Source organism: Streptomyces sp. NBC_00344 (assembly GCF_036088315.1).
In the GTDB taxonomy this organism is placed as follows: domain Bacteria; phylum Actinomycetota; class Actinomycetes; order Streptomycetales; family Streptomycetaceae; genus Streptomyces.
Genome location: NZ_CP107996.1, coordinates 4,367,085 through 4,387,348 on the forward strand (window position 1 = coordinate 4,367,085; position 20,264 = coordinate 4,387,348).

22 protein-coding genes and 1 riboswitch are annotated in these 20,264 nt (G+C 70.4%); of the genes, 10 read left to right on the forward strand and 12 right to left on the reverse strand.

Annotation, left to right across the window (positions count from 1 at the left end; translation table 11 throughout):
- Nucleotides 1–24 precede the first annotated feature (24 nt).
- Nucleotides 25–492 (reverse strand): thioredoxin-dependent thiol peroxidase, encoded by a 468-nt coding sequence (gene bcp, locus OHS16_RS19705; protein ID WP_328538526.1) that lies wholly within the window; start codon nucleotides 490–492, stop codon nucleotides 25–27.
- Nucleotides 493–630: 138 nt separating this feature from the next.
- Here bcp and OHS16_RS19710 point away from each other — a divergent pair, with 138 nt between their 5' ends.
- The 3 genes from OHS16_RS19710 to OHS16_RS19720 all read left to right on the forward strand — a co-directional run bounded on the left by OHS16_RS19710 (nucleotide 631) and on the right by OHS16_RS19720 (nucleotide 1,799).
- Nucleotides 631–969, forward strand: coding sequence for a DUF3618 domain-containing protein (locus OHS16_RS19710; protein ID WP_328538527.1), 339 nt, complete (start codon nucleotides 631–633; stop codon nucleotides 967–969).
- Nucleotides 970–1,013: 44 nt separating this feature from the next.
- Nucleotides 1,014–1,349 carry a GroES family chaperonin gene (locus OHS16_RS19715; protein ID WP_328538528.1) on the forward strand — a complete coding sequence of 112 codons (336 nt, stop codon included), beginning with the start codon at nucleotides 1,014–1,016 and terminating at the stop codon, nucleotides 1,347–1,349.
- Between the two features lie 19 nt (nucleotides 1,350–1,368).
- Nucleotides 1,369–1,446, forward strand: a riboswitch (guanidine-III (ykkC-III) riboswitch).
- A gap of 32 nt (nucleotides 1,447–1,478) precedes the next feature.
- Nucleotides 1,479–1,799: a DMT family transporter gene (locus OHS16_RS19720; protein ID WP_328538529.1), complete on the forward strand. Its 321-nt coding sequence runs from the start codon at nucleotides 1,479–1,481 to the stop codon at nucleotides 1,797–1,799.
- A gap of 86 nt (nucleotides 1,800–1,885) precedes the next feature.
- Here the strand turns inward: OHS16_RS19720 and OHS16_RS19725 are convergent, their stop codons facing one another.
- Entirely contained in the window at nucleotides 1,886–4,216 is a 2,331-nt protein-coding gene (locus tag OHS16_RS19725; RefSeq protein ID WP_443042652.1) for a transglycosylase domain-containing protein, read from the reverse strand.
- 214 nt (nucleotides 4,217–4,430) lie between these two features.
- Here OHS16_RS19725 and OHS16_RS19730 point away from each other — a divergent pair, with 214 nt between their 5' ends.
- The 4 genes from OHS16_RS19730 (at nucleotide 4,431) to OHS16_RS19745 (ending at nucleotide 7,815) form a co-directional block, all read left to right on the forward strand.
- A complete protein-coding gene (locus OHS16_RS19730) occupies nucleotides 4,431–5,231 on the forward strand; it encodes an ABC transporter permease (protein ID WP_328538531.1) in 801 nt (266 codons plus the stop codon).
- Nucleotides 5,224–6,027: an ABC transporter permease gene (locus OHS16_RS19735; protein WP_328538532.1), complete on the forward strand. Its 804-nt coding sequence runs from the start codon at nucleotides 5,224–5,226 to the stop codon at nucleotides 6,025–6,027. The genes OHS16_RS19730 and OHS16_RS19735 overlap by 8 nt, the downstream gene beginning before the upstream one ends.
- Before the next feature lie 162 nt (nucleotides 6,028–6,189).
- Entirely contained in the window at nucleotides 6,190–7,155 is a 966-nt protein-coding gene (locus OHS16_RS19740) for an ABC transporter ATP-binding protein (RefSeq protein ID WP_328538533.1), read from the forward strand.
- Between the two features lie 9 nt (nucleotides 7,156–7,164).
- On the forward strand, nucleotides 7,165–7,815 hold the full coding sequence (locus OHS16_RS19745; RefSeq protein ID WP_328538534.1) for a DUF1707 SHOCT-like domain-containing protein: 651 nt from the start codon (nucleotides 7,165–7,167) through the stop codon (nucleotides 7,813–7,815).
- Between the two features lie 88 nt (nucleotides 7,816–7,903).
- Here OHS16_RS19745 and OHS16_RS19750 read toward each other — a convergent pair whose 3' ends face one another.
- Nucleotides 7,904–9,130, reverse strand: coding sequence for an SGNH/GDSL hydrolase family protein (locus OHS16_RS19750; protein WP_328538535.1), 1,227 nt, complete (start codon nucleotides 9,128–9,130; stop codon nucleotides 7,904–7,906).
- 110 nt (nucleotides 9,131–9,240) lie between these two features.
- On the opposite strand from OHS16_RS19750, the gene OHS16_RS19755 reads away from it, so the two are divergent.
- A complete protein-coding gene (locus tag OHS16_RS19755) occupies nucleotides 9,241–10,563 on the forward strand; it encodes a DUF445 domain-containing protein (protein ID WP_328538536.1) in 1,323 nt (440 codons plus the stop codon).
- 106 nt (nucleotides 10,564–10,669) lie between these two features.
- On the opposite strand, the gene OHS16_RS19760 is transcribed toward OHS16_RS19755, so the two are convergent.
- On the reverse strand, nucleotides 10,670–10,978 hold the full coding sequence (locus OHS16_RS19760) for a hypothetical protein (RefSeq protein WP_328538537.1): 309 nt from the start codon (nucleotides 10,976–10,978) through the stop codon (nucleotides 10,670–10,672).
- Nucleotides 10,979–11,390: 412 nt separating this feature from the next.
- On the opposite strand from OHS16_RS19760, the gene OHS16_RS19765 reads away from it, so the two are divergent.
- Entirely contained in the window at nucleotides 11,391–12,170 is a 780-nt protein-coding gene (locus tag OHS16_RS19765; protein WP_328538538.1) for an SAM-dependent methyltransferase, read from the forward strand.
- Between the two features lie 151 nt (nucleotides 12,171–12,321).
- Here OHS16_RS19765 and OHS16_RS19770 read toward each other — a convergent pair whose 3' ends face one another.
- The 3 genes from OHS16_RS19770 to OHS16_RS19780 all read right to left on the reverse strand — a co-directional run bounded on the left by OHS16_RS19770 (nucleotide 12,322) and on the right by OHS16_RS19780 (nucleotide 15,339).
- Nucleotides 12,322–13,413, reverse strand: coding sequence for a CU044_5270 family protein (locus tag OHS16_RS19770; RefSeq protein ID WP_328538539.1), 1,092 nt, complete (start codon nucleotides 13,411–13,413; stop codon nucleotides 12,322–12,324).
- Nucleotides 13,410–14,015 (reverse strand): RNA polymerase sigma factor, encoded by a 606-nt coding sequence (locus OHS16_RS19775; RefSeq protein ID WP_328538540.1) that lies wholly within the window; start codon nucleotides 14,013–14,015, stop codon nucleotides 13,410–13,412. Before OHS16_RS19775 ends, OHS16_RS19770 begins: the two co-directional genes overlap by 4 nt.
- 298 nt (nucleotides 14,016–14,313) lie before the next feature.
- Nucleotides 14,314–15,339: a cation diffusion facilitator family transporter gene (locus OHS16_RS19780; protein WP_328538541.1), complete on the reverse strand. Its 1,026-nt coding sequence runs from the start codon at nucleotides 15,337–15,339 to the stop codon at nucleotides 14,314–14,316.
- Nucleotides 15,340–15,475: 136 nt separating this feature from the next.
- On the opposite strand from OHS16_RS19780, the gene OHS16_RS19785 reads away from it, so the two are divergent.
- Entirely contained in the window at nucleotides 15,476–15,853 is a 378-nt protein-coding gene (locus OHS16_RS19785) for an ArsR/SmtB family transcription factor (protein ID WP_328538542.1), read from the forward strand.
- 79 nt (nucleotides 15,854–15,932) lie between these two features.
- On the opposite strand, the gene OHS16_RS19790 is transcribed toward OHS16_RS19785, so the two are convergent.
- The 5 genes from OHS16_RS19790 to OHS16_RS19810 all read right to left on the reverse strand — a co-directional run bounded on the left by OHS16_RS19790 (nucleotide 15,933) and on the right by OHS16_RS19810 (nucleotide 20,252).
- Complete coding sequence (locus OHS16_RS19790) at nucleotides 15,933–16,478, reverse strand: NADPH-dependent FMN reductase (protein WP_328538543.1); 546 nt, start codon at nucleotides 16,476–16,478, stop codon at nucleotides 15,933–15,935.
- Between the two features lie 66 nt (nucleotides 16,479–16,544).
- Nucleotides 16,545–17,573: a serine hydrolase domain-containing protein gene (locus OHS16_RS19795; RefSeq protein ID WP_328538544.1), complete on the reverse strand. Its 1,029-nt coding sequence runs from the start codon at nucleotides 17,571–17,573 to the stop codon at nucleotides 16,545–16,547.
- On the reverse strand, nucleotides 17,570–18,499 hold the full coding sequence (locus OHS16_RS19800; RefSeq protein ID WP_328538545.1) for a DUF6895 family protein: 930 nt from the start codon (nucleotides 18,497–18,499) through the stop codon (nucleotides 17,570–17,572). Before OHS16_RS19800 ends, OHS16_RS19795 begins: the two co-directional genes overlap by 4 nt.
- Nucleotides 18,496–19,521: a DUF6895 family protein gene (locus OHS16_RS19805; protein WP_328538546.1), complete on the reverse strand. Its 1,026-nt coding sequence runs from the start codon at nucleotides 19,519–19,521 to the stop codon at nucleotides 18,496–18,498. The genes OHS16_RS19800 and OHS16_RS19805 overlap by 4 nt, the downstream gene beginning before the upstream one ends.
- Entirely contained in the window at nucleotides 19,518–20,252 is a 735-nt protein-coding gene (locus OHS16_RS19810; RefSeq protein ID WP_328538547.1) for a hypothetical protein, read from the reverse strand. Before OHS16_RS19810 ends, OHS16_RS19805 begins: the two co-directional genes overlap by 4 nt.
- Nucleotides 20,253–20,264: the final 12 nt, after the last annotated feature.

Sequence of the window (20,264 nt, forward strand, 5' to 3'; positions counted from 1 at the left end):
GCTCCGAAGGCTCCCGCGGGTGCCTCAGAGGCCCAGATCCTTGATGATTTTCGCCACGTGGCCGGTCGCCTTGACGTTGTAGAAGGCGCGTTCCACCTTGCCCTCCTCGTCGACGACGACGGTGGAGCGGATGACCCCGTTCACCGTTTTGCCGTAGAGCTTCTTTTCGCCGAAGGCGCCATAGGCGACCAGGGTCTCCTTGGACGGATCGCCGACGAGCGTGACCTTCAGGGACTCCTTCTCCCGGAATTTCGCGAGCTTCTCCGGCTTGTCAGGCGAGACACCGATGACGTCGTACCCCGCGCCGGCCAGGAATTGAAGATTGTCGGTGAAGTCGCAGGCCTGCTTGGTGCATCCGGGGGTAAGCGCGGCGGGATAGAAGTAGACGATGACCTTGCGGCCCTTGTGGTCGGCAAGGGAGATCTCATTGCCGTCCGCGTCGGGCAGGGTGAATGCGGGGGCGGTGTCGCCGGGCTGGAGTCGCTCACTCATCAAGGTCTCCTCGGGAGGACGTACGGGTGTGAGAAACGGATGGGGCCGAGCGTAATAGGGGTGCCGCGGGGTGCGTTCCCGCCGGAACTGACAGACTGTCGAGCAACGACTACCGGACACGACCACGGAGGCAGCGCAGTGTCGGATGCCACGGACGCCACGGATGCCAGGACCCCGGCGCAGATCGAGGCGGACATCAAGAACCGGCGTGCGGATCTCGCGGACACGCTGGACGAGATCGGGGTGCGGCTGCACCCGAGCACGATCGTGGGCGACGCGAAGGCCAAGGTCGCCGCTGCAGTGGACCAGACCGCTGGGCGTGCCTTCGTCGCGGTGAACGGGGCGGTAGTCGGCGTCAGGGCGAAGTTCGTCTCGCCGGACGGGGCCCCTCGGCTGGAGCGGGTGATTCCGGTGGCGCTCGTCGCGGTGGGCCTGGTGGGGCTGCTCGCGGTCTCCGCAAAACGGCGCAGGGGCTGACCCATCGGTGAACGCCACCGCCGCGGGCAGGTAGGTTCTGCTCCGTGAGCGAGAACACCCACGACGACAAGCTGCCCATCCGGATGCTGCACGACCGGGTACTGGTCAAATCCGACAGCCCGGAGGGCGAACGGCGCTCCGGCGGCGGCATTCTGATTCCGGCGACCGCCGCGGTCGGCAGGCGGCTGGCCTGGGCCGAGGTGGTGGCGGTCGGGCAGAACGTCCGCACCGTGGTGCCGGGGGACCGGGTGCTGTACGACCCGGAGGACCGGGCCGAGGTAGAGGTCCGCGGGGTGGCGTACGTGCTCATGCGGGAGCGTGATCTGCACGCGGTGGCATCGGAGCGGGTCTCCCAGGACTCGACCGGGCTTTACCTGTAGTTCTTGGTCCGCGGTTGTTTGCTACCTTCGATGGACCCCGACGAGACGCGCCGTACCGGGCAGTGGTCACCGACCCTGTGTGAAAAGACGACGCACTTCTGTTGATCCGTCTCGCGGAGGTTCGTCGTCGTGTCCTGGGTCCTGTTGGTTGTCGCCGGCCTGCTCGAAGTGGCCTGGTCGGCCGGGATGAAGTACACCGAGGGCTTCACCAGGCTGTGGCCCAGCGTCTTCACCGGTGCCGGGATCGTGGCGTCCATGCTGCTGCTCTCGCAGGCCGTCAGGACTCTGCCGATCGGCACGGCCTACGGCGTCTGGGTGGGCATCGGAGCGGCCGGTGCGGCGGTGCTCGGCATGGTGGTGCTCGGTGAGCCGGCGACCGCCGCCCGCATCTTCTTCGTCTGCCTGCTGCTGGTCGCCGTGGTCGGCCTGAAGGTGACCTCCGGCCACTGAGGGGCCGGGCCCACTGCCGGCCCGGTCCCACCGAGAGCCTGGCGCCCCGGAGGGTCCGGTCCCGTACCCGGCCGTCCGGCGGTGGGCTACGGGATGACGTTCTCCCCCCGGAGGCCGCCGTTGGTGTTTCCGTCGCCCCCGCCGTTGTCGCCGCCCCCACCTGTGAGGCCTCCGATGACATCCGGGTTCTCGCCGGTGGGTGTTTCGGCCGGGGGTGCGGACGGCTCGGCCGGCCCGCTGGCGGTCGGTTCCGGCGTCGGAACCGTCGAAGGCTCATCGGACGAGGGGGCCGAGGACCCGGTGTCCGACGGGGGTTCGGAGGACTCGCCGGGTCCGATGGGCGGTTCCTGTTCCGCTCCCGGCTGGAGATCGAGGTCGAAGGGGGTGGCTTCGGAACCCTTCAGGGCGGCTGCCGTGTACTGGCCCCAGATCTGCGCGGGGGGCCCGCCGCCGTTGATGCGGGGCAGGCCGAGCGCCCCGTAGAGCGGCTTCTGTACGGCGCTGGTGGGGTCCTGGCCCATGACCGAGACGACGGTGGCCAGGTCGGGTGTGTAGCCGGCGAACCAGGCCGCCTTGTCGTCCTCGGCGGTGCCCGTCTTGCCCGCGGATGGCCGGCCCGACGACTGGGCCGCGCTGCCCGTGCCGTTCTCGACGACGCTCTGCAGGATGGATGTGGTGGTGTCGGCGGCCTGCCGGCTGATGGCCTGCTCGGTCTGGTTCTTGGGCAGCGAGAGGTTCTGGCCGTTCTTGGTGATCGCCTCCACCAGGGTGTAGGTGCCGTGCCTGCCGTGCCCCGCCAGGGACGCGTACGCCTCGGTCATGTCGAGGACGCTGGCGGTGGAGGGGCCGAGCGCGATGGACGGGGTGGGCGTGAGGTCCGGGGTGCTCCTGGGGATGCCGAGGTCGATGGCGGTCTGCTCGACCTTGGCGGGGCCTACGTCCTCCGCCATCTGTGCGAAGACGGAGTTGACCGACTTGTCGGTGGCGGTGCTGACCGGGATGTCGCCGTAGGAGGTGTCGTCCTCGTTGCCGGGCGAGTATCCGGTCGGCCCGTCGGGGCCCTGCACCATCCGGTGGTTGGTCCCGTCGTAGACCGTGTTCGGGGTGATCGGGCGGCCGTCCTGGGTGGTGGAGTCGTTCTCCACGGCCGAGGCGAAGACGTAGGGCTTGAAGGTGGAACCGACCTGGTAGTCGCGGCGGGTGGCGTTGTTGACGTACTGCTTGGTGTAGTCGATGCCGCCGTACATCGCGACGACCTTGCCGGTTTCCGGGACCACCGACGCACCCCCGACCCGGACATTGCGGTCGGCGGCCCGGCTCTTGCTGAGTTTGCTGTTCACCTGGTCGTCGACCGCGTTGACCAGGGCGTCCTGCTTCTTGCGCTGCAGGGTGGTGGTGATGCGGTACCCACCGGTGGCCAGCGTGTCCTCGTCGACGACCTTGGTGGCGCCGAGAAAGTCCTTCACCGCCTGGATGACATAGCCGCGCTGCCCGGAGAGCCCGGACGAGGGCCTGGCCTTGCCGGGCACCGGGAACTTCATGGCGGCCCGCTCGGCCCGGCTGAGCCACCCCTTCTTGACCATGCCGTCGAGTACGTAGTTCCAGCGGGCCTCGGCTGCGGGCCGGTTCTCCGGGTGGACCACGATGTCGTACGCGCTGGGAGCGTTGAGCAGGGAGGCGAGGTAGGCGCCCTGCGGCACATCGATGTCCTGGACGTTCTTGCCGTAGTACGCCTGGGCCGCCGCCTGGATGCCGTAGGCGTTGCGTCCGAAGTAGCTGGTGTTGAGGTAACCCTCGAGGATGTCGTCCTTGCTCTCCTCGCGGTCCAGCTTGATGGAGATGAAGAACTCGTTGATCTTGCGGCTGATGGTCTGTTCCTGGCCCAGGTAGTAGTTCTTGACGTACTGCTGGGTGATGGTCGAACCGCCCTGCTTGCCCTTGCCGGTGACGGTGTTCCAGGCCGCGCGGATCATCGCCTTGGGATCGACTGCGGACTCCGCGTAGAAGTCGCGGTCCTCGGCGGAGAGCGCGGCGCGCTGGACGCCGAGGGGAATCTGGGAGAGCTGGACGTTCTCACGGTTGACCGTGCCGTCACGGGCGAGTTCGGAGCCGTCGGAGTACAGGTAGACATTGCTCTGCTTGGTGGCCGCGCTGTTGGCCGCGGGAATGTCGACCAGGTTGTAGCCGGCGAGGAAGCCGCCGATGAGCAGCAGCAGGACGATCAGTACGGCTCCGAGGACCATCCGCCAGGTCGGCAGGGCGCGCCGCCATCCGGTGCGCCGGGGGCGCTTGCCGCGCGCCCCTTGTGTGCCGGGGGTGCCTTCGGGTGTCGGCGCGCCACCGGCGGTGGGGTCTCGGGGAGGCCAGCCGGGCTGCTCTGGCTGCTCGTGGCTCACTGTCTCTCCAGCGTCCGGCATGCGGGTCATGAGTGTTGTAAGGGGCGATTCGCGGTGTACACCCATAAAACACTGTTGTGGCGCCCGTCCCGGACTGCCCGGTCTATCCGGTCGCGGGGTGCGACCCCCTTGGACTAAGGTCGTGCGCTTTGGTGCTGCGCGGATCCGCTCCCCGGCGGCGTATCGGGGGGAAGGCGCGGCGGCGCCCGGGGAGCGGCACGGGGAGGGGGCTCGTATGCGGCTGTACGCGGTCGTGGCAGCAGGGGGGTTCCGGCGGTTCGCGACCTACCGGGTCGCGACGGTGGCCGGTGTGTTCACCAACACCGTCTTCGGCTTCATCATGGCCTACACCTACATCGCGCTCTGGGACGAGCGCCCGCAGCTCGGAGGCTATGACCAGGCGCAGGCCCTCACCTATGTATGGCTGGGCCAGGCGTTGCTCACCACCATGGCGCTGATGGGCGGCGGCTTCGAGGACGAGCTGATCGAGCGTATCCGTACGGGGGATGTCGCGATCGATCTCTACCGGCCAGCCGACCTGCAACTCTGGTGGCTGGCCGGTGACTTGGGCCGGGCCTGTTTTCAGCTCCTGGGGCGTGGCGTGGTGCCGATGGCGATGGGGGCGCTCGCCTTTCAACTCGCGCTTCCGTCCAACCCGTTCGTGTGGATTGCGGTTCTGCTCTCCATCGTCCTGGGGATGGTCGTCAGCTTCGCGATGCGTTATCTCGTCGCGCTGTCCGGCTTCTGGCTCCTCGACGGCGCGGGGGTGACGCAGATGGCCTGGCTCGCCGGGACGTTCTTCTCCGGGATGCTGCTCCCGCTGAACCTCTTCCCCGGCCTGCTGGGCGAGGTCGCCAGGGCGCTGCCCTGGTCCGCGCTGCTCCAGGTGCCGGCCGACATCATGCTCGGCAAGCGCACCGGCTGGGCTCTGCCGGGCGCCTACGCCTTCCAGCTCGGCTGGGCCGCCGCCCTGCTCGCCGCCGGGCGGATGCTGCAGTCCGCGGCGACCAGAAGGGTGGTGGTGCAGGGTGGCTGAGGGGCTCCGCGCCTACTGGCTGATCGCCGGGATGTGGATACGCTCGACGATGGCGTACCGGGCGTCGTTCCTGCTGACGGCCCTGGGGAATTTCGCCGCCACCGCTTTCGACTTCGTCGCGATCCTGCTGATGTTCTCGCATGTGAACAGCCTGGGTGGTTACTCGCTGGGCGAGATCGCCTTCCTCTACGGGGCTGCCGCCGCCTCGTTCGGATTCTCCGACCTGGTGATGGGTTCGATGGACCGTCTCGGCCGCCGGGTCCGTGACGGCACCCTGGACACCCTGCTGGTCCGCCCGGCCCCGGTCCTCGCGCAGATCGCGGCGGACCGCTTCGCCCTGCGCCGGCTGGGCAGGGTCACCCAGGGCCTGCTGGTTCTCGGCTACGCGATCGGGGTCCTCGACGTCGACTGGACACCGGTGAAGATCCTCCTGGTGCCGGTGATGGTGCTCAGTGGCGCGGTGATCTTCTCGGCGGTGTTCGTGGCCGGTGCGGCGTTCCAGTTCTGGGCGCAGGACGCGTCGGAGGTGCAGAACGCCTTCACCTACGGCGGGGTGACGCTGCTGGAGTACCCGCCGACGGTCTTCGCGAAGGACCTGTTGCGGGGAGTGACCTTCGTGGTCCCGCTGGCCTTTGTGAACTGGCTGCCCGCGCTCTACGTGCTGGGGCGTCCTTACCCGTTGGATGTGCCGCGGTGGACCGCCTTTCTGGGTCCCGTGGTGGCAGTGGCCTGCTGTCTGCTGGCCGGTGCGGCATGGCGGCTGGGCCTGCGGGCCTACCGGAGCACGGGGAGCTAGGGGTGCCGCGGCCCCGGGACGATCCGGACGACACCCCCGGGGGGACGGGGGACGGGGAACGGGCCGGCGGGGACGGACCGCGTACGGCGGGCAGCACGGATCAGCGGAACACCGGAACAGGGATCAGCGGAACACGGAACACCAGGGGAGCGGAACCGTCCGATGAGCAGCGACTTCATCACACTCGACGCGGTCGAGAAGGTCTTCGAGGTCCGGCGCAGAGTCACCCGGCTGCGCAGGGAGAAGCAGCAGGTCCGGGCGGTGGACAGTCTCACCTTCGGCATCGCCCGGGGCGAGATGGTCGGCTACATCGGACCGAACGGCGCGGGCAAGTCCACCACCATCAAGATGCTCACCGGCATCCTCACCCCCAGTGCCGGCCGCCTGCGGGTGGCCGGCCTCGACCCGTCGAGGGAGCGCACCAGGCTGGCCCACCGCATCGGTGTGGTCTTCGGCCAGCGCACCACCCTCTGGTGGGACCTGCCCCTGCGCGACTCGTACCGGCTGGCCCACCGGATGTACCGCATCCCGGACGCGCGCTTCCGGGAGAACATGGACCGCTGTGTCGAACTGCTCGATCTCAAGGACCTGTTGGAGGTCCCGGTGCGCCAGCTCTCGCTGGGGCAGCGGATGCGCGGCGATATCGCGGCGGCTCTGCTGCATGATCCGGAAGTGCTCTATCTGGACGAGCCGACGATCGGTCTCGATGTCATCTCCAAGGCCAGGGTCCGTGGGTTCCTGCGGGACCTGAACACCGAGCGGGGCACCACGGTCCTCCTGACCACCCATGATCTGACCGATATCGAGCAGCTCTGCAGGCGGGTGATGGTGATCGACCACGGCCGGCTGATGTACGACGGCGCGCTGGCGGGGCTGCACGAGGTGGGGGAGAGCGAGCGGATGCTGGTGGTCGACCTGGAGCGTGAACTGCCCGCGATCGAGACCCCGCTGGCCCGTACGGTGAAGGTCGAGGGCCCACGGCAGTGGCTCGCCTTCCCCGCTGCCGCGTCGGCAGCTCCGGTCGTCGCCGCGATAGCCGCCGGGTATCCGCTGGTGGATCTCTCGGTGCGGGAGCCGGACATCGAGGCGGTCATCGCAAAGATGTACGCCGAGCGTGGCCTTCAATAGGCTGCCCCCATGACGAACGAGCTCCCCGAGATGCGTGCATCCGATGCCGAACGCGAGCGTATTGCCGAGTCCCTGCGGGAGGCCGTGGCCGAGGGGCGCCTCGACATGGCGGAGTTCGAACACCGGCTGGACGCCGCGTACAAGGCCCGTACGCACAGCGAGCTGGAACCGCTCGTACGCGATCTGCCGGCCCCGGCCCGTTCCGCCACCGCCCCCGCGCCGCAGGCGGGGGACGGCTGGGCGGCCCGTGTCGGCGGCCCAGCCACATCCAGCGGGGCCTTCGCGATGTGGGGAGGCTTCAACCGCAGGGGCGCCTGGACCGTCGCCGCTCGGTTCACCGCTTTCGCGATGTTCGGCGGAGGGAAGATCGATCTGCGCGAGGCCCGTTTCGAGGGCGGCGACGTGGTGATCCGGTGCTTCGCGCTCATGGGCGGGATCTCCGTGGTGGTACCCCCCGAGCTGCACTGCGACGTCAGCGGCTTCGGCTTCATGGGGGCCTTCGGCGACAAGGCGTCGGGCCCCGGCACTCCGGGGTCGCCCCGGGTGCGCGTCACCGGGCTGGCCCTGTTCGGCGGTATCGGGGTCGACCGGCGGATGACCAGGGCGGAGACGCGGCGGCTGAAGGAGCTGAAGAGGTCCGGGCGCAAGGAGCTGAGCTGAGACACCCCGGGGACGCCGCCGGCATCCTTCGCGCCCGTACCGCGCGGCGCTCTCCCGACCGTAAGCCGCTCTCCGGCGCGCCGGTGCGTCAGGCCCGGGCCGGAACGGACCTGCTCAGCGAGTCCAGGCCGACCGCCGTGGCCATCGCCTCGAAGCCGGCGTCGCTGGGGTGCAGGTGGTCCCCGGAGTCATAGCGCTGAAGCAGCCGCTGCGGCGCGTACGGGTCGCGCAGCGCCTTGTCGAAGTCGACGACGGTGTCGAACACGTCGCCCGACCGGATGGCCGCGTTGACCTGTTCGCGTGCCGCCTCGAGCTGCGGGGTGACCCCGAAGTGGCCGCCGAAGGGCGTCAGCGTCGAGCCGACCACATGCAGCCCGCGGGCCCGCGCCCGCCGGGCCAGCTCCCGCAGACCGTCGATGATCCGGGGGGCGTCCGGCTGGTTCGCGGAGTGCAGGATGTCGTTGATGCCGAGGTCGATGACCACGGTCTTCGCACCGGACCGGCCGAGCACATCGCGGTCGAAGCGGGCCAGCCCGCTCTGCCCACGGCCCGGGAGGAGTACCCGGTTGCCGCTGATGCCCTCGTTCAGCACCCCGTAGTGGCCCGCGAGCCGCTGGGCGAGTCCGTCGGTCCAGCGGTGGTTGGCGCCGGTGGTGGCGGTGATGCCGTCGGTGATCGAGTCGCCGAAGGCGACGACCGCGCCGTGGGCCTGCTGGGTGTGGACGTCCAGCGCGGTGAGATAGCGCCAGTACGGACTCTCGGCGGTGGCGCCGCCGGTGGTGAGGTACGAGACCTGGCGGGCGTGCGGGTGATAGGTGACCGGGCCGCTGGGGGTGGGGGAGTAGACGGAGACCGTCACATCACCGTTGCCGGGGACCGGGATGCGGACGGCGTCGCTGATGGTCTGTCCGCCGGCCGGGATGGTGACGTAGCTGCGGCCGTCGAAGGTGACTTCCCGCAGGGCGCCGTCGGAGGCGACGGATGACTCGGTGATGCGCAGGGGGCGGGTGCCGAAGAGGTTGGAGAGGGTGATCCGGGCCATCGAGCCGCCGATGCTGGTGTGCACGACGTTACGGATGGTGGTTCCCGGGAGACCGTTCGGGGTACCTGGTTCGGGGCCGACCGGCGCCGCCGACCAGGTGCCCACCCAGGCGCCGGAGGCGGGAATGCCGGAGGACAGCCTCGACGACGACTGGGACGTGCCTGCCGAGACTTTGGTGGCCGGTGTCCTCACCATGGTGAAGATCCCCACCGAAACCAACGTCACCACTGCCGCGAGAGCGGCCAGTAGGGCGTATCCACGGTGCCTGGTCATGAGCGGTCTTTCTCCTCGGGAACTCGACGTGCGTCCCAGGAGTAGCTCTGACAGGGACAATACGTACGGGGGTGGTGCTGGTGCGCGAGAGGGCGAAGCAGGCGGAGCTGATGGAACGTACAGAGTGGGAAGCCGGAGCAGACGGCGTCAAGGATGCTGCCCCGCTGGGCTCCATTGCCTACAGCGCGGCCGACGAGGAGAAGCGCCGTGGCGTCCGGCGGATGAAAACGACGGCCACCGGGCTTCTCCTGATGGTCTCTCTTATTTTCGCTCTTGCCACTTGGGCGGAACACACCGGGGCCGGTTCCTGGGCCGGATACGTTGCGGCGGCTGCCGAGGCGGGCATGGTGGGCGCGATGGCCGACTGGTTCGCCGTGACGGCACTCTTCCGCCGGCCACTTGGCCTCCCCATTCCTCATACGGCCATCATCCCCAACAAGAAGGATCAGCTCGGAGCGTCACTTGGTTCCTTCGTAGGGGAAAATTTTCTGTCACAAAATGTTGTACGCGCCCGGCTGCGCGCTCTGGGTATCGGCGGCAGGCTGGGGGCCTGGCTGGCGGAACCGGAACACGCCGACCGGGTGACCGAGGAGCTCTCGACCGCGTTGCGCGGCGCCCTGACCGTGCTGCGCGACTCGGACGTCCAGGCGGTGGTCGGTGAGGCGATCAGCCGCCGTGCGGAGGCCGCGGAGGTGGCACCCGGGATGGGCAAAATGCTGGAAAAGATCGTCGCGGACGGCGGTCACCGGCGAGTCGTCGACCTGATCTGCTCCCGTGCCCACGACTGGCTGACCCTGCACTCGGACTCGGTGATGGACGCCGTCCAGGGCGGAGCACCCGGCTGGACCCCGCGGTTCGTGGACAAGAAGATCGGCGATCGCGTCTACAGGGAACTGCTCCGCTTCGTCACCGAGATGCGCGACATGCCCGCCCATCCGGCGCGCGGCGCCCTGGACCGGTTCCTGGTGGACTTCGCTTCCGACCTGCAGTCGGACACCGAGACCCGGATGAAGGTGGAGCGGCTGAAGTCCGAACTGGTGAACCGCTCGGAGGTGCAGGACGTGATCGCCTCGGCCTGGGCCTCGGTACGCGCCATGCTCATCTCGGCGGCGGAGGACGAACAGAGTGAACTGCGTCTCAGGGCGCGGGCCTCGCTGCTCTCACTCGGCGCACGGCTGGCCACCGACGGGCGGCTCCAGCGGAAGCTCGAAGGCTGGGTGGAGGACGCGGCAGCGTACCTCGTCACCACCTACCGGGACGAGATCACTTCGCTGATCTCGGACACGGTGGCCGGGTGGGACGGTGAGCAGACCTCACGCAAGATCGAGGCACACATCGGCCGTGATCTGCAGTTCATCAGGATCAACGGCACGGTGGTGGGTGCGCTGGCCGGCCTGGTGATCTATTCGGTGGCGCAGGCGCTGGGCGGGTAGCGCGCGCTCCTACGCCTCGCCGGACATGTCCGGCGAGGCCGGTGTCCGCCGGTGGAGCGCCGCAGCGCCCGCCGCTCGGCGCCGGCTCGCGCCACCGCCGAGCGTGTTACGCGCTCTGCCCGCGGCGCGTCACCACGGTCGCCGTGACGGCCATCGCGCCGGCCACCGAGAACACGGCGGGCCAGGCGCCGATCCGCTTGGCGAGCGGATGCGATCCGCCGAAGGCGGCCAGATAGACACCGGTGAGAGCGAGGGCCTTCCCGGTGCCGGCCTGCTGCTGCCACTGGCGGGCGGCGACCGCCCCGGCCGCGGCGAATGCGGCACCGCCGAGAGGGCGCTTCCTGGTCCAGCGGGCGACGGCGTAACCGCCGACGAGTCCGGTGGCTGCTACGGCTGCTGCGGGGATGTTCGGCATACGTCCGAGGCTAACGGTGAGCCCTTGCCCGCCGAACGCGGGGCCGGACACCGGGGCCGGTCGCGGCGGCCGGGCCCGCGAGCACATCCGGTCGTCCGCGCGGACATCCTCTGCCGCCCCGGTCGCACGAAGCCTCTGCGCGAGAGTCGTCGCCGCTGCCGTAATCCGTGCGCGAGCCGGGCCGCCCTCGGGCTACCTCGCGGGCGTGGCCTGATCTTCTGCACATCCAGTACCCGTCCGCCCCGCACCGGTGGGGTGGCAGGAACTGTCCGCCCTCACCGCACACCGGGAAACTGATCGTCGCGGTGCGGTCGGCCCGCGGTGGCCAATGATCAACAGAGCCGGTCCGCACCGGAGTTGCTGTGGCAGACTCCGTCGTCCGAGCGGTCACCCCTCTGCAACGGAGTCCGGCATGACGTCAGGTAGGCCCCAGGTCGACACCAGTAAGCCCCACTCGGCGCGGGTCTACGACTGGCTTCTGGGCGGCAAGGACAACTACCCGGTGGACCAGCAGGTGGCGGAGCACCTGCCGGCCGAGGCGAAGACCGGGGCCCTGCAGAACCGTGCGTTCATGAACCGCGCGACCGCCTGGCTGGCCGGTGAGGGTGTCGGCCAGTTCCTCGACATAGGCACCGGCATACCGACCGAGCCGAACCTGCACCAGACGGCTCAGGAGATCAATCCGGCGTCCAGGGTCGTCTACTGCGACAACGACCCGATTGTGCTCCGGCATGCGGAAGCCCTGCTGATCAGCCGCCCCGAAGGGGTCACCGACTACGTCCACGCGGATGTCCGGCACCCCGGCACCATCCTCGAACCGGCGCGCAAGGTACTGGACTTCGGCCGCCCCGTCGCACTCTCGCTTCTCGGTCTGCTCCACTTCCTGCCCGACGAGGAGGACCCGCAGGGCATCGTCCGCGCCCTGGTGGACGTCCTGTGCCCCGGCAGTTTCGTGGTGCTGTCCCAGGGCGCGTCCGACGTCAACCCCGAGCGCGGCGAAGAGGGTGTCGCCGAGTACGGCAAGGGCGGCATCAGGCTCGCCCTGCGGACCCGTGCCGAGTTCGGCCGGTTCTTCGACGGTCTGGACGTCGTCGAGCCCGGTCTGGTCACCGCGCCCCAGTGGTACCGCGGCTCGCCCGCTCCCCGACCGGAGGAGAGCGGGCTCTACGTCGCGGTCGCCCGTATCCCGTAGCTGGTGTTCAGCGCCTCAACCCGCGGGCCCGCCAAGCCCGGTGGCCGCTAGGGACCGGCAGCAGCCCCCGGGGCGCCGATCGCAGGCCCCGGGACGCGGGCCGCAGTTCCCGGGAGCCGCACCGTGCCGGCCCGGCCGCCCCGGGCGCGGTTCAACCGGCGCTCTGCTCGGGTTCCATGCCGTGCTGGTCGACCACCGCATGCTGCATGACCGCGTCGCTGCCGTAGAGGGTGTCGGCCTTGCCGCCGAGCTTGCCCTTCCTGTCCTTGGAGATGTAGGAGCGCGAGCCGAGGTAGACGAGGCTGTGCTTGTCGAAGATCCATTCATCGCGGGTGGCGGAGTGGGCGTCCTCGCGGGTGATGCCGATGCCGTGCCGGCCGACCGCGTCGCGGGCGTCGGGGATCTCGGTCACGCCGGGAATGCTCGCGACGGCCTTGTAGAGCGCGGCGGCGTTCGCCGGCGGCATGATCGTCTGACTCAGAAGATCGCCGACAGTGCTGAAGACGGCCTGGTCCTTGCTCTCGTCACCGGCCGTCTTGGTCTTTGTGTAGAGCAGGGTGAGCAGGGTGTCCGGGTTGGTGGGCAGCGATGCCAGCCACGCGTATGTCGGCCGGCTCATGCCCGGCGGGAGGGCGCCGGTGTCGTTCGAACCGTCCACGGCCGAGGTCTCGATGGGCACATCCTCGCCGGACATCGAAACACCCTTGCCGGTCTCCCGCATCCAGCCGATGTTGGTGACCGCGGTCGGGTCCTGGGACAGCCAGACCTCGCTCCTGTGCGGGGCACCGAGCTTCACCGGTCCTTCCAGGGTGCCCTCGTTGTTGATGACCGTCCTCCGCGTATAGACGAACTGGCTGTTCTTCACCGGCTGGGCGTCGGTCTTCATGGAGGCGGCGGCGATCCGGTTGAGTGTGACCACCGCTTCCGAGTCCGCCCGGCCGGCCGCGGCGGGCGGTGCGGTGTGACCGCCGGCGGAGAACGTGGTGATCAGGGCACCGGCCAGCGCCAGTGCCGTGGCGGGCAGCAGGACGGCCGGCCGCAGCAGCAGCCGACGCCGTGGCGGTTCGGCGGCGGGGGCGGTGGCCTGGTTCCGGTCGTGGTCGATCTGCTGCATCAAAGCGTCCTTGTGGTGGAGATGACGTCCCGGCGGCAGGGCGAACTCGGCCGGGGCCGGCAGCAGCCGGGCCAGTTCCTCGGCCTCGTCCCGGCCGGAGCCGGGGCGGGACGGATCGGCGGCGTTCATCGGGCTTCCTCCTGCAGGGGCAGGGCCGCGAACGCGGCCTCACTCTCTACCGCTCCGCGGGCGGCCCGCGGTTCCTGGTTCTCCTCGCTGAGCCGGCCGAGTCTGGCCCGAGCGCGCGACAGCCTCGAACGTACGGTTCCGACCGGGACGCCGAGCGCCTCGGCGGTCTGCGCGTAGTCCAGGCCGGACCACACGCACAGCGTGAGTACCTCCCGGTCCTGGCGGCGCAGCCGGCTCAGTGCGCCGTGCACTGCTGCGAGCCGTCGTGCGTCGTCGATCCGCCCGGCTGTCTCGTCCGCGAAATCCGCCACCGGCGGCGGCGCCGGGCGGCCGGCCAGAAAGGCGAGCCGCCGGCGCAGGCCGCGGTTGACGTTGTGCGCCTTGTGCGTGGCGATACCCAGCAGCCACGGTCTGAGCGATCCGCCGTCCGGCTCCACCGTCGCCCGGGTTCGCCAGGCGGCCAGGAAGGTCTCGGACATCACCTCTTCAGCGGCCGACCAGTCACCGGTCAGCCGCAGGGCGTGGTTGTAGACGGTCCGCGCGTACTCCTCGTACATCGCGGCGAACGCCTGGCGGTCCCCCGCCCGGATGCGCGCGCGCACGGGGTCCTCCTGCTCTGTTTGCCTCACACCAGTTACGCTCCGGGCGGCGCGCGCAGTTCCCGTGTCCTGCGTCACACGGGTGTGCGGTCATGGCCGGACTGCGCCCAATCTCCGAACAGGCAGTACTGCGAGTTGTCCGGATCCAGCTCCTGGCCCGCCACCAGGCGCCCGTCGGACACGTGGAGGCCGAAAACCCCGGCCTGATCATATGCTTCGGCCCGTTCGCCGACGGCCGCGCGCCGGCTGCCGGCAGGCGGGGTCACGTGGGCCGGGCGGCAGCGGGAGCATGCCGCCGGCGTCAGTCCGTGCTGTGGTGGGCGAGGAGCGCGTGCGGGTCCGTGGCGCCGGTGTGATCGGTGTGAATGGTCGCGGCAGTCAGCCGGGGTACGGCGTGCATCAGCGCGTGTTCGGCCGCGACCGCGAGTTCATGGGCCTGCACCACGGTCAGATCGGGCCCGACGACGATGTCGGCCTCCGCGCGCAGGGCATGACCGATCCACCGCATCCGCACCTGCCCGACACCGTGCACCCCGTCCACGCCGCGCAGCGCGGCTTCCGCGATGTCGACCAGCGCCGGGTCGACGGAGTCCATGAGCCGCCGGCAGACCTCCCGGGCCGCGTCCCGCAGCACCATCAGGATGGCGAGCGTGATGAGCAGGCCGATGACCGGGTCCGCGTACTGCCGGCCGGTCGCGGCACCGCCCGCGCCCAGCAGGACGGCGAGCGAGGTGAAGCCGTCGGTACGGGCGTGCAGCCCGTCGGCGACCAGCGCGGCCGAGCCGATCCTCCGGCCGGTACGGATGCGGTACCGGGCCACCCACTCGTTGCCGATGAACCCGGCTCCCGCGGCGGCGGCCACCGCCCACAGATGGGTGACGTCACGCGGGTTGAGCAAGCGGTCGACGGCCGTCCAGGCGGCCAGCACGGAGGAGGCCGCGATGGTCAGCACAATGGCGACGCCGGCCAGGTCCTCGGCCCGGCCGTAGCCGTAGGTGTAGCGGCGGTTCGCCGCCCGCCGCCCCAGCACGAACGCGATGCCCAGGGGGATCGCGGTCAGTGCGTCGGCGCCGTTGTGGATCGTGTCGCCCAGCAGGGCCACCGACCCCGACAGGGCGACGACGACGGCCTGCACCAGGGTGGTCAGTCCCAGAACCCCCAGGGAGAGCCACAGGGTGCGCATGCCCTCCCGGGAGGTCTCCAGCACCGGATCGATCGTGTCCATCGCCTCGTGGCGGTGCGGGGTCACCAGGTGCGCGGCCTGGTGGCGCAGCCGCGACCAGCGTGACGTCTCATCGGAGTGGTCGTGGTCGTGGTGGGAGTTCACGGCGTAACCGCCTTCCGGGGTGCGGACGGTGACGGTGGCGCACCGAAGCGGCTCGGGTGGCCACGCGTGCGGCAGCGGTGTCACCGTACAGGAACATATGAACAGGTCTTCATGTATCAACGTTAGGATAGTCGGCATGGGCCACGAAACCGACGGCAGCAGCGCCACGACCCGCGAACGTCTCGACGCCGTGGGGAGCGCCGATGTCGCCGCCACCCTCCAGGCCCTGGCGACACCCTCCCGGCTGCGGATCCTGGCCCGTCTGCGGGAAGGCCCCTGCGCTGTCGGCGATCTCGCGGAGACAGTCGGGATGGAACCCTCCGCCTGCTCCCACCAGTTGCGCCTGCTGCGCAACCTCGGGCTGGTCACCGGGGAGCGGTGCGGCCGCTCCGTCGTCTACGCCCTGTACGACCACCATGTGGCGCAACTCCTGGACCAGGCACTGTTCCACGTCGAGCACCTGCGCCTCGGTCTGCGCGACTCACCGGCCACCACCACAACGCCGTCGCGCTGAACTCGCCGCACCCGGGACGGCCGGGCGTGGCCGGCAGGCCCGGGGGAGCCGTACGCGGAGTGCACACGCATACCGTGCGTCAACGGGGTGGAGCGGACTCTGCGAGACGGTCCAGTACGTCGCGCAGCTGCTCCCGCGCCCCCGGATCGGTGATGACCCCGTCCTCGCCGACGGTCCTGCGGTCCACCGGCACCCGTACGCAGGCCGCCTCCACGACCTCGGCGCCGGTATAGCCCAGCACCGTGCGCAGGGTGTCCACCGCCCCCTGGCCGCGGCCCGGCGCCGCGGCGTTCACCCAGGCTGCGGGCTTGTCGCAGATCTCCGTGCCGCCGACTGTCCAGTCCAGCAGGTTCTTGAAGGAACCCGGCAGCGTCCCCGCGTACTCCGGGGTGCAGATCAGCACCGCGTCGGCCTCGCCGATCGCCGCGCGCAGACCGGCGACGGACGGGGGCAGCGGGTCGGTGTCGTCGTCGGGGTTGAAGTGCGGCAGCGCCGCCAGGCCGTCGTAGCGCACGGTGCGCAGCTGCGGGGGAGCGATGGCCTGCGCGGTGCGCAGCACGGTCTCGTTGGAGGAGTCGGCCCGCAGGCTTCCGGACAGCAGCAGGATCACACGGGGCGTCGTCATACCGGGGCAACCAGCCATCCGGCCGCGCCATTCCGCCCCGCCGGCGGAGCGTCCTCGGGCCCGCCGTCAGTCGGTCTCACTGAGGAGCGAGTAGGCCGTCGCGATGAACGTGTCGCGGAGGCGGACGCGACGGGTGACCACGGCGGCCACCGCGGTACGGGTGGCGGGCCGGAAGCCGAGGAACGCCTGCTGGCCGGTGGTGGCACCGGCGTGGAAGTAGAAGGGGCCCTGCGGTGAGGGGTGTTGGAACCAGGTGAGGGTATGGGTGTGGCGGTGTCCGTGCCCCCGGCGCAGCAAGGGCAGGCGGACCGTGCGGAGGGCGTCGCCAAGGGCGGAGCCGGACGGATCCAGATGGGCTTCGAGGTACGTGAGGAGGTCGCCGGGTGTCGCGCGTACCGCCCCGGCCGGCTGAAAGCCCCCCATGGCCAGGGCCGGCACGGGAGTGGCGCCGTCCGGGCGGTGGCCGGGCGCGTCGAGACCAGCTGCGCCGGCGCTCCCCCGGGCATCGGGATGGAGCCGGGTGGCGGTCAGGCCGAGCGGGGCCAGGACATGCCTTCCGGTCAGGGTCTCCCAGGAGGCCCCGGTGGCCGCGGCGAGGGTGTGGCCGAGCACCGAGGCGCCGAAGTTGGAGTAGTGCCAGCGGGTTCCGGGACGGTGGCGCTGCCGGGTTCGCAGGAAGGCGGCGATTACGCGTTCGGCCGGGTAACCCCCGTACGGGTCGGTGGTCCAGCGGCGGAGCGCCTGCGGGTAGAAGTCGGCGGGCAGGGACGGCAGTCCGGCCGTGTGGGTGATCAGATGCCGCAGGGTCGCCCTGTTCCCGGCTGCCTCTTCGGATCTGTCCGGTTCCAGGTGGCCTGCCGCCACATCGTCCAAGGACACCCGGCCCGTCCGGACGAGCTCGGCGAGCAGGAGGCCGGTGAAGGTCTTCGACGCCGAGCCGACCTCGTATCGCTGCTGGTCGCGGGGGACGGCCGGGGGCGGAGCCGTGCCCCCGCAGTGGAGGGTGCGATGGCCCCGGCGGCTGACCGCGATGACGATGCCGGGCGCGTCGACAGCCTGTGCGGCGGCGGCCAGGCGGTCTGCCGTCGGGTTCACGACGGCGCGGGGGACGGAGCGGCCAGGTCCGTCATGGCGCGGGAGACGGCTAGCGCCGAGGCGAAAGCGGCCACCAGGGTCGGGTGGTAGACGAGATCGAAGACGTATTCGTCGTCCCCCTCGGGCATGGCCCCTACTACCGGCATCGCACCGTCGGGCTGCTGGGCGGTGGCGAAGCCCTGCCAGGCAGCCGCGTCCAGCGTCGGCTCCGGCAGACAGGCGTCGACGACGAGCAGTTCGCCCAGCAGGTCCCACCGCTGGAGATCGAGCCAGTCGTCGAGCCAGACCGGCAGCCAGGTGGCCAGATAGTCCGCGACGGCCGTGGGCAGACCTGAGGGGTTCTCACCCCAGTCGGTCAGATGAAAGACCGTGTGGGTGATGTCGTAGCCGATGTGGCCTTCCACGGTCCACGGTTCCGGGCTGCGGGCCAGCCAGGTGCGGTGGAACGCCTCGTCCTGCGGCATGCTGGGCCGGAGGCCGGACCGGCGCTCCATCGCGGAGAGTCCGAGGCGGCGGTTGGGCAGCACCTCGAGCGCCGCCCAGCTGCCCAGCCGGTGGTTGAGGCGGGCGGCGGACTCGATGTCGGGACTGCTGTAGCCGAGCTCCTTGAACGGTACGTAGACCTCCCAGGGCACGGGTGAAAGCGGCTCGTGGCGCTGTCCCTCGGTGAGCTTCGCCCCGGAGTCGAGCAACTGGTGCCAGGCGTGGTCCAGCAGCTTCCGCGCCGTCGCCGCCTGCTGCGAGCCCGCCACACCCTCACGGAAGATGACCTTCGCGATCAGCGCCAGCTCGCCGAGAGGCTTGAAGCGATCCAGCACGCCGGTGTCGGGATCGGGGTGCTCCTCCAGGCGGAAGCCGTCCCGGTGGCCGTACAGCCACTCCAGAGCGCGTGAACCGACGCCGTGGATCTCCTGGATGCGCGTCATACGGGGCCTCCGTCCCGGTGGCCGACCAGGTCAGGTCGCGTGACGGGCGCGAGGTCCGGGCGGGCGGTCCTGGCGAGGGTCAGGGCGGCCGCGAAGGCCGTCACCAGCGTCGAGTGGTAGCAGTTGAGGAAGTCACGGGGCGGTTCGGCGGGCCGGTCCTGCGGATCTCCCCGCCCCGGCACGAGCGGCGGCCCGGCCTCGGGGACGGCCCCGGTGCCGTCCTGCACGGCGGCGATCACGGGCCAGCAGGTCTCCACCGTCGAGAACGCCGGCGGGCCGGGCAGACAGGCCCCGACGGCGAGCAGTTCGCCCCCCAGGTCCCACTGCCCGTTCTCGAGGCAGCCGTCGATCCAGGCCGGCAGCCACGCGGCGAGATAACCGGCGACGTCCTGCGGCATGCGGTGCGGCGCTTTGCCCCAGTCGGTCACATGGAACACCACATGCGTCAGGGAGTATCCGGACGCGCGCTCGAAGGCCCAGGGCTCGGGCAGTGCGCCCAGCCAGGTCCGGCGCAGGACGGACTCCGTGTCCGTGTGCGGCGGAAGACCGATCCGCCGCTCGGAATTGAGCAACCCCAGCTGCCGATTGGCCTGCTGCTCGGTGTGCGCCCAGCCGCGGGTGGCGGCCACGACCGCAGCGAGGCGTTCGAAACCCGGGTGGCGCAGGCCGTCCCCGGCGAACGCCGCGTAGATCTCGAACGGGTACGTGGCGAAGGGTTCGGCCCGCACCAGGTCCAGCAGCAGCTCGCCTTCGCCGGTCTGCTCCCAGGCGAACCTTACGAGCGAGCCGGCGACGGTGTGAAGGCGGTCGTCCGGGTGGGTGCTGTGGCGCACCGTGGTGCACAACTGGGCCAGCTCGCCTAGTGGTTTCAGGGTGCGGTTGACGTCCGTGTGCGGCTCCAGCACGTCATCGGGGAGCACGAAGCCGGTGCGGTTGTCGCACACCCAGTCCAGGGCGGCGGTCGCCACGCCGTGCACCACATCGACGGCCGAGAGCGTTCCCGGGCCCCGGCCGGGCGTCACCGCAGCGATCCAGACCTGATCAGTCTGGCTGCGCGCAGATGCAGCGCCACCCGGGGGTCCTGACCAGCCATGAGCTGGACGAAGTCCAGACCGGCGTCCAGGCCGAGGGTGTCCGGCACCCCGTCGAGCGTGGCGAGCCACCGCCCGGCCCCGGCCGCCTGGAGCCAGTCCCGGCGCCGTACGGCACGCACGAAACCTCGCGCCACATCGACCGTCCGCCGGCCGGCGGCGCGATTGACGGCCGAGGAGGCCGCCGGTACGGCGAGCGGGGCGAGTACGGAGAGCTGATGGGTGAGCGCCTGCCAGCCGGCCTGTTCGAGCCAGGCGATATCGGGTTCCTCACCCGTACGGCCGAACTTCTCCATATGCCGCAGCCCTTCGGCTGTTTCCGCGGCTTCGGCACGGGCCAGCTTCCGCAGCAATGATTCCATTGCCCAATGGCTCCAGGCGGATGCGGCAGGGGCATCCGTCCGGGGTGGAAAATCAATGACCGCACGCTGGAGTACTGCCACATCGCCGGGGTGCGGATCGCGTCCGTAAAGAATGCTGGGCAAAAGCAGATCGGCTCCGATTACTCTTACTGCCGCAATTCCCGTTCTGTCGTCCTCGCCGATTCCGGCGGCGCCGCACACCGTGGAGAGGTGGTCTCCGCTCTGCAGAGCGAAGACCACCTCGGAAGCCAGGTCGTGCACCGCACCCGCAATGCGGGACGAAGCGCTTGACTGGTCCATCCGTGTTACTGC